Raw genomic sequence first — 6,436 nt, forward strand, 5'->3', positions numbered from 1 at the left:
GCCCCGACCCTAAGCGGGTTCCGGAACCCGCGTCCCGCGCTTACCCAGACAGCCGGTGCACCCAAACCCTCCAGGCCCGGCACCGGACGCCCACCCGGCATCCCCAACCGTCGGCGCGTCGGGGCATGATGTCCGTGACGGGTGTGCCCAGGGAGCAGCCTCATTGGCCAGCAGGTCGCTCTCTCCATCCGGGCGCGCACTCTGCCCCCCGGGTGGCGAAGAAGACTCGGTCCCCGGCCTGTACGCGGGCATCGCCGGTCCCGGCCACGCCCCTCCGGGCCCCCTCAGCATCCTGCTCGTCCTGACCACCGGCGCGGCCGGCGTGATGGGCACCCTGGCGTGGTGGAGGAACGCCGACCACGACCGCTGACCCGAGCTGATGCTGCCTCCTGGTTCAGCGCCTGCTGGCGCCGGGCGCGAGCAAGCTGGTGAGCTCGGCGATCGATTCCGGGGAGGGCTTGAAGTAGCGGCGCAGGTTTTCCGGCTTCTTGTGCCGGGACTTGGCCATCAGCATCAGCAGGCTCGCTCCTGCCTGCCCGAGATGGGTCAGGGCCGAGTGGCGGAACTCGTGCAGGTTCCAGCCCGTGCCCGGACCGCCGACGGCGGTGTGCTCATCCAGCAGGGCACGGGCCTGCCCATACGACAGCCGGGCCAGCCCGGTGTCAGGGCACACGTCCCGCGAGTTGACCACCTTCCCGGGCCCGGGGCGGCGGTGGGTGAGGAACACCGGGCCGCGCGTGCGGCCCTTCAGCAGACGAGGCAGCAGCCGGGCGGTGCCGGCATCCCAATACAGGGTCTCCAGCACGAAGTCCTCACGCACCTGGCCGCGACGGCGGGCCTTGGTCCGTGCGCCCTTGGCCTTGACCTGACATCGGCGCCCCGCGAAGTCCAGATCCTCGATGTTCACGCCCAAGATCTCTTCCGACCGGCCGGCGCTCTCATACAGCATCCGATACAGCGTCTTCTCCCGAAGATGCACCTCCCGGCGGGCGATCAACCGGTCGATGGCGGCCCGCGATTTCCGCCGTGCCCGCGTCACCTCCAAGGGCGGCGCGATCGAGTACGTGCACTGGGCCACCCCCACGGCCCGGCTGCTGCCCCGGCTGCTGGCCGGCCGCACGAGCGGGCCGGTGTTCCTGGCCGACCGGCGCGCTCCCACCTCCGGCCCCACAGTGCCGGCGGACGGCGACATCGACCCCACCACCCGGCGCGGCCGGCTGTCCTACCCGCGCGCCGAGCACTTGTTCAAGAGCGCCTCCGCCGCACTCGACCCACACCGGCAAGGCTGGACCCTGCACCAGTTGCGGCACTCGGCGCTACAGCATCTCGCCCAGGCCGGGCGCAGCGCGCCCGAGCTGCAAGCCAAGAGCCGCCACCAGCACCTGGCCAGCCTCGGCCACTACGTGCGACTCGGTGAAGAGACCTCCGCCCGCATCACCCAGCACCATGCGGACGGCTTCGTCCTTGAACTCCTGGCTGAATCGTCGGTTACGCGCCGCCACAGCCTTCCCTTCCGGTTCTCCCTCAACCTTAGTTGGGAATGTGTCCCGAAGATCCGGGGCGCCTCACACCTCCTGGCTGGCCTGGTGCCAGAGCAAGAAGCACTGGACCGCGCCCTCGATCCCGGCCGACGCCGAACGCCGCAAGGAAACCGCCGACGAGACCCGCGCGGTCGCCAAGACCACCATCTACCGGATGCTGTCACGCCGCGACATCCCGCTGCGCGAGCGAGCGGTGTGGCGAATGCTCTACGAGACGGCGGCCAGAGCCGCTGGAATTTGTCGAGGACCTTGACCTGGAGCACCGGCGCGCCCCCATCCGGTCCAAGGGCGGCACAGTCGAGTGGGTGTACTTGGACAGCGCGGCACTGCCCACCTGCTGCCCCGGCTACTCCGGCTACTCCGGCTCCAGGACGGCAGCACGCGCACGCACGGTCCGCTGTTCCTGTCCGAACGCCGCCCGGTCGCCGCCCGCCGTCCGGTGGCCGCCGACATCTGCCCGCACACCGGCCGCGCACGCCTCGGCTACGACCGTGCCCGCGTCCTGCTCGAGAAGTACGCCGGGCTCGACCTGCACCAGCTGCGCCACAGCGCCGCCACCCATCTCGGTGAGGCCGAAGTGCCGCCGCAGCTCATCACGGGCAAGACCCGGCACAAGAAGAACCCCCGCACCGCCATGCGCTACGTCAAGCCCGGTCCCGAGGCCATCGCCAAGGCCACCGAGGTTCCTGGTACCCCGCCGCCGTACCCACCGATCAACCGGGTGGCGGCTGGCCGGAGCTATGGGAGTTCTGGGCCATGACCGGCGGCTCGCTCGCCGCTGCGGGTGTTCTTCGGCACCGAAGGGTTGTGGATGACCCAGCAGGCCTACGCCAAGCGGCTCAAGACGTGGGCCGACTGGGAGGAGTTGTCAGCGACCGCTCACTGACTGCTTGGTCTCCTGGCTGTTCTGCCCGGACGCCCCTCGGCGTCCGGGCCGCGGTCAGCCACAGGCCGGTGAACACGGCACAGGCCAGCGTCACGGCACCCGCCGCGAGGAAAGCGCTGTTGAGGCCGGATTCGAAGGAGGCTCCCCCGGACTCCCGCGTGTGGACGATCGCGCCGAGCACCGCCACGCCGAGCACCGCGCCGATCTGCCGGGTGGTGCTGCTGACGCCCGAGGCGAGGCCGCCCTCCTGCGGGCTGACCGCCTGGATGGCGGCCCCGGTCAGCGGCGACATGGTGAGAGCGAACCCGATGCCGGCGACCGCGAGCCGCCACCACACGTTCCCGTAGCCGGTATCGGCGTGGACGAAGCTCAGCGCCAGCAGCCCCAGCCCGGCCAGGGCCAGGCCGATGCTGACGACGACGCGGAAGCCGTACCTGGCCGCGAACCGGCCCGCGTACGGGCTGACGATCACCATGGCCAGCGAGACGGGCAGGGTCTGCAGCCCGGCGGCCAGGATCGAAGTGCCCTGGACGTAGACGAAGAACTGGGAGAAGAAGAACGACGACCCCATCAGCGCGAACCCGACCACGACCATCGCCGTGTTGGACACCGTGAACAGCCGCTGACGAAACAGCCGCAGCGGCAGCATCGGCGTCGACACCCGAGCCTCGACCACGACGAACGCGGCCAGGAGCACCAGCCCGGCGGCGAAGCTGCCCAGGATCACCGGCGAAGTCCAGCCCCGGGCACCGCCCTCGATCAGGCCGTAGGTCACAGCGCCCACACCTGCGACGGACAGGACCGTGCCGGGGACGTCGATCGGCGGCGCGCTCGGGTTGCGGGACTCCCCCAGCACGCGCAGCCCGGCCAGCAGCAGGACCGCCCCGATGGGCACGTTGACCAGGAAGATGGCGGGCCAGCCGAAGGACGCCACCAGGATCCCGCCCGCCAGCGGTCCGGCGGCCAGGCCGATGCCGCTGAACCCGGCCCACAACCCGATCGCTCTGACGCGCTCCCTCGGGGCGGGATACGCGGCGGCGAGCAGCGCTAGTGAGGCGGGGCTCAGCGCCGCGGCCCCGACGCCCTGCAGCACCCGCCCGGCGATCAGCCAGCCGATCGAGGGCGCGAGCGAACACACCACCGACGCGGCCGTGAACACCACCACCCCGGCCAGGAACACCCGCCTGCGGCCGAACCGGTCGGCGAAGACGCCGCCCGACAGCAGCAGCATGGCCACCAGCAGCACGTAGGCGTCGACGATCCACTGCAGGCCGGTCAGCCCGGTGTGGAGCCGCTGCTGCATGTCGGGCAGGGCGGCGCCGACGATCGTGTTGTCGAGCAGCACCATGAACTGACCTGCGCAGGTCAGAGTGAGCAACGCTTTCACCAACATCCCCCCTAAAAGCAGTCAATGACTGCGTTAACATAGACCCTCATGAGCTCTAACGCAAGTCTCGACTGCGTTAAGGTGGGGGTATGGACGAGCAGGGGCGGGCCAGGCGGCCCGGCGGGCGCAGCGCCCGAATCCGCGCGGCAGTGCACCAGGCCGTTACGGAGCTGGTGAGGGAGCGCGGCTACGGAAACTTCACAGTCGGCGACATCGCGGCCCGCGCTGGCGTGGCCGACACCAGCCTCTACCGCCGGTGGGGCAACCTCCAAGCCCTGCTCAGCGATGTGCTGCTGACCCGGCTCAACGCGCAGTCGCCGATGCCTGACACCGGCAGCCTGGCCGGCGACCTGCGGACCCACGCCGCCAACGTGGCCCGCGAGGTCACCGGACCCGACGGCCTGGCGTTGGTGCGGCTGACCATCGCGCTGTCAGGCGAGGGTCAGCAGGGCCTTCAGGCGCGCGACGAGCTTCTGGCCGACCGCACCAGGCAGTTGCAGGCCATGCTCGACCGCGCCCGCGGGCGCGGTGAGGACCCGCCTGACGTACTGGAGGTGCTGGACCATCTCCTGGCGCCGATCTACATGCGCGTCCTGTTCGGCGCGGGCCCGCTCACCCCTGACTACCTCGACGGGTTGGTCGACCGGTTGCTCGTCTGATCCAGTCCGTCGCGCTGTGGAACAGCCGCTACCTGTCGACCGCCGTCGGCAAGCTACGCCTCCATCACTACTTGTGGCTGGGGGTCAGTTTCGGCGCCGTGCCGGCGGGCGTAGAGGAACGAGACCGAGGTGATGGCGCCGAGGGTGAAGGCGCCGCTGGCGGCTACGGCGGCGGTGACATGGATGGCCAGCCAGCCGGAGCGCAGGGCGGGGATGAGTGGTCCGGCTTCGGTGTAAAGGCCGGTGACAGCTGACCCTGGTGCGGCGGCGACGCCGCCCGCCACGTACAGCCCCAGGGCGCGGGCTTCTGGACGGGTGCGGGTGAGCAGCAGGTACGACACCGAGACCGCCAGCGCTGATGCCGTGACGAACTCGTACATGGTGCCCAGCGGCACCGTCCCGGTGGCCGCGCCCCGCACGGCCATGGCCGCCGCATGGAGCAGTACCGCCACCAGCATGCAGCGGCTCGCCAGCCTTGGGGAGGAGGTGTCCGGGGGTGGCATGGGCGGCGGGGTCGCAGCCGCGGGCACGAGAACCCGCGCCGGTACGGCCTGATCGTGCTCCCGTCGGCGCCCCGGAACCTGGGCGGCGGCGTAGGCCAGCAGTGCCAGGGCATATCCGATCATTGCTGTGAACAGCATGATGTCGCTGGATCCGGCCAGTAACTGGCTCATCTTCTGATCTCACCCTTCCTGCGGGAGCGTCTATTACACGATGTAGTTTTACACGACGTAGTAGAGGGGGCGGATTCAGCTCCGGCTTCGACAGGGAGGCACCATGCAGGACGCACATGGCCAAGGTGGCCGGCAATCGGTCATGGAGGCGGGGTGAACAACGCGATCGCGACCGGAGTGATCGTCGGCGCGCTGCTGCTCGCCCTGGCGAGCCTGGTCTCGGCCGTGCGCAACCACGCCATGGGCGTGGTCCTGCTCTGCGGGTTCGCCGTTCTGGAGGTGGCCGTGCTGGTGCAGGCCGGGGTGACGGTCGCGGCGGCGATCGGCGATACCGGGGTTCGGGACCTCGTGACGTTGTACGGCTACCTGTTGGGAAGTGCGCTGATCCCGCTGGGCGGGGTGGTGCTGGCTTTGGCGGAGCGCAGTCGTTGGGGTTCGGGGATTCTCGTTGTGGCCGGGTTCGCGGTGGGCGTGGTGACGGGCCGGCTGCTGCAGATCTGGCAGGGTGCCGGGTGATGCGGCGCAGGGCGCAACTGGTCATCGCGGCCACGGTGTTCGTCGACCTACTGGGTTTCACCCTGGTCCTGCCCTCACTGCCGTTCTTCGCCGCCGAGCTGGGGGCGGGCGGGCTGTGGTTCGGGGCGCTGATGAGCTCCTACTCGGTGACGCAGTTCCTGGCCGCGCCGGTGCTGGGCCGGCTGTCCGACCGGTACGGGCGGCGGCCGGTGGTGCTGCTCGCGCTGGCCGGCTCGGCGGTGTCGCTCGCGCTGACCGGGATGGCGGGCTCGCTGGTCTGGCTGCTGGCCTGCCGGGCGCTGGCCGGGGCGTGCGGGGGCAGCATCTCGGTGGCGCACGCGTACGTCGCGGACGCGGTGCCGGCCGAGCGGCGCACCGGCGCGATGGCGCAGCTCGGCGCGGCCATCGCGCTGGCGTTCGTGCTCGGCCCTGCGCTCGGCGGGGTGCTGGCGCCGTGGGGGTTCGCCGTCTGCGCGCACGTGGCCGCCGCGCTCGCCGCGGCCAACCTGGTGGCCGCGCTGATCTGGCTGCCCGAGCCCGCCCGGAGCCTGGCACAGACCGAGCCGGGCGGCGAGCCTAGGGCGCGTGCGCCGGTGCTGCTGCTGGCCGCGGCCGCCTTCCTGGCGATGGCGGCCTTCGTCGGCATGGAGACCACGCTCGCCTTTCTGGGCCGGGACCGTTATGGCTGGGACGCCACCGCGATCGGGCTGGCCCTGGCGGTGACGGGGCTGGCCATGGCCGTGGTGCAGGGCGGGCTGGTGGCGGTGATGGCC

General features: G+C 71.1%; 10 protein-coding genes and 1 pseudogene. 7 read left to right on the top strand and 4 right to left on the bottom strand.

Annotated elements, in window-relative coordinates; genetic code table 11:
- The first annotated feature begins 163 nt into the window (after positions 1-163).
- Complete coding sequence (locus E1294_RS50400) at positions 164-370, top strand: hypothetical protein (protein ID WP_132519986.1); 207 nt, start codon at positions 164-166, stop codon at positions 368-370.
- Between the two features lie 24 nt (positions 371-394).
- Here E1294_RS50400 and E1294_RS50405 read toward each other — a convergent pair whose 3' ends face one another.
- Positions 395-1,039, bottom strand: a complete 645-nt coding sequence (locus tag E1294_RS50405) for a site-specific integrase (RefSeq protein WP_246083860.1) — start codon at positions 1,037-1,039, stop codon at positions 395-397.
- Here E1294_RS50405 and E1294_RS57885 point away from each other — a divergent pair.
- Positions 1,005-1,352 (top strand): annotated as a pseudogene (locus E1294_RS57885) (tyrosine-type recombinase/integrase); the annotation flags it as partial. The gene E1294_RS50405 and the pseudogene E1294_RS57885 overlap by 35 nt on opposite strands.
- On the opposite strand, the gene E1294_RS53885 reads toward E1294_RS57885, so the two are convergent.
- Positions 1,317-1,502: a hypothetical protein gene (locus tag E1294_RS53885; protein ID WP_165977941.1), complete on the bottom strand. Its 186-nt coding sequence runs from the start codon at positions 1,500-1,502 to the stop codon at positions 1,317-1,319. The pseudogene E1294_RS57885 and the gene E1294_RS53885 sit on opposite strands and share 36 nt — an antisense overlap.
- A 40-nt stretch (positions 1,503-1,542) precedes the next feature.
- Between E1294_RS53885 and E1294_RS56890 the strand changes: the two genes are divergently transcribed.
- Together E1294_RS56890 and E1294_RS56895 are read left to right on the top strand one after the other, a co-directional pair.
- Positions 1,543-1,794 carry a hypothetical protein gene (locus E1294_RS56890; RefSeq protein ID WP_246083858.1) on the top strand — a complete coding sequence of 84 codons (252 nt, stop codon included), beginning with the start codon at positions 1,543-1,545 and terminating at the stop codon, positions 1,792-1,794.
- Positions 1,795-1,842: 48 nt separating this feature from the next.
- Positions 1,843-2,301 (top strand): site-specific integrase, encoded by a 459-nt coding sequence (locus E1294_RS56895; protein WP_246083859.1) that lies wholly within the window; start codon positions 1,843-1,845, stop codon positions 2,299-2,301.
- 79 nt (positions 2,302-2,380) lie between these two features.
- On the opposite strand, the gene E1294_RS50420 is transcribed toward E1294_RS56895, so the two are convergent.
- Positions 2,381-3,814, bottom strand: a complete 1,434-nt coding sequence (locus E1294_RS50420) for a DHA2 family efflux MFS transporter permease subunit (protein WP_220448415.1) — start codon at positions 3,812-3,814, stop codon at positions 2,381-2,383.
- 89 nt (positions 3,815-3,903) lie between these two features.
- On the opposite strand from E1294_RS50420, the gene E1294_RS50425 reads away from it, so the two are divergent.
- Complete coding sequence (locus E1294_RS50425) at positions 3,904-4,473, top strand: TetR/AcrR family transcriptional regulator (protein WP_132519992.1); 570 nt, start codon at positions 3,904-3,906, stop codon at positions 4,471-4,473.
- Between the two features lie 53 nt (positions 4,474-4,526).
- Here the strand turns inward: E1294_RS50425 and E1294_RS50430 are convergent, their stop codons facing one another.
- Positions 4,527-5,147, bottom strand: coding sequence for a cytochrome C assembly family protein (locus tag E1294_RS50430; RefSeq protein ID WP_132519995.1), 621 nt, complete (start codon positions 5,145-5,147; stop codon positions 4,527-4,529).
- A gap of 153 nt (positions 5,148-5,300) precedes the next feature.
- Between E1294_RS50430 and E1294_RS50435 the strand changes: the two genes are divergently transcribed.
- The gene (locus E1294_RS50435) at positions 5,301-5,663 is read left to right on the top strand and encodes a hypothetical protein (protein ID WP_132519998.1); all 363 of its coding nucleotides are present in this window, start codon (positions 5,301-5,303) and stop codon (positions 5,661-5,663) included.
- Positions 5,663-6,436: MFS transporter (locus E1294_RS50440; protein WP_132520001.1), on the top strand; the 774-nt coding region annotated here is incomplete at its 3' end. The genes E1294_RS50435 and E1294_RS50440, both read left to right, overlap by 1 nt.

Origin of the sequence: Nonomuraea diastatica (assembly GCF_004349015.1) — a bacterium.
GTDB classification, from domain to species: Bacteria; Actinomycetota; Actinomycetes; order Streptosporangiales; family Streptosporangiaceae; genus Nonomuraea; species Nonomuraea diastatica.

What these genes read in the sequence shown, in the direction of transcription:
- E1294_RS50425 (WP_132519992.1), top strand. Translation starts at nt 3,904, where the DNA reads ATGGACGAGCAGGGGCGGGCCAGGCGGCCCGGCGGGCGCAGCGCCCGA.
- E1294_RS50430 (WP_132519995.1), bottom strand. Translation starts at nt 5,147, where the DNA reads ATGAGCCAGTTACTGGCCGGATCCAGCGACATCATGCTGTTCACAGCA.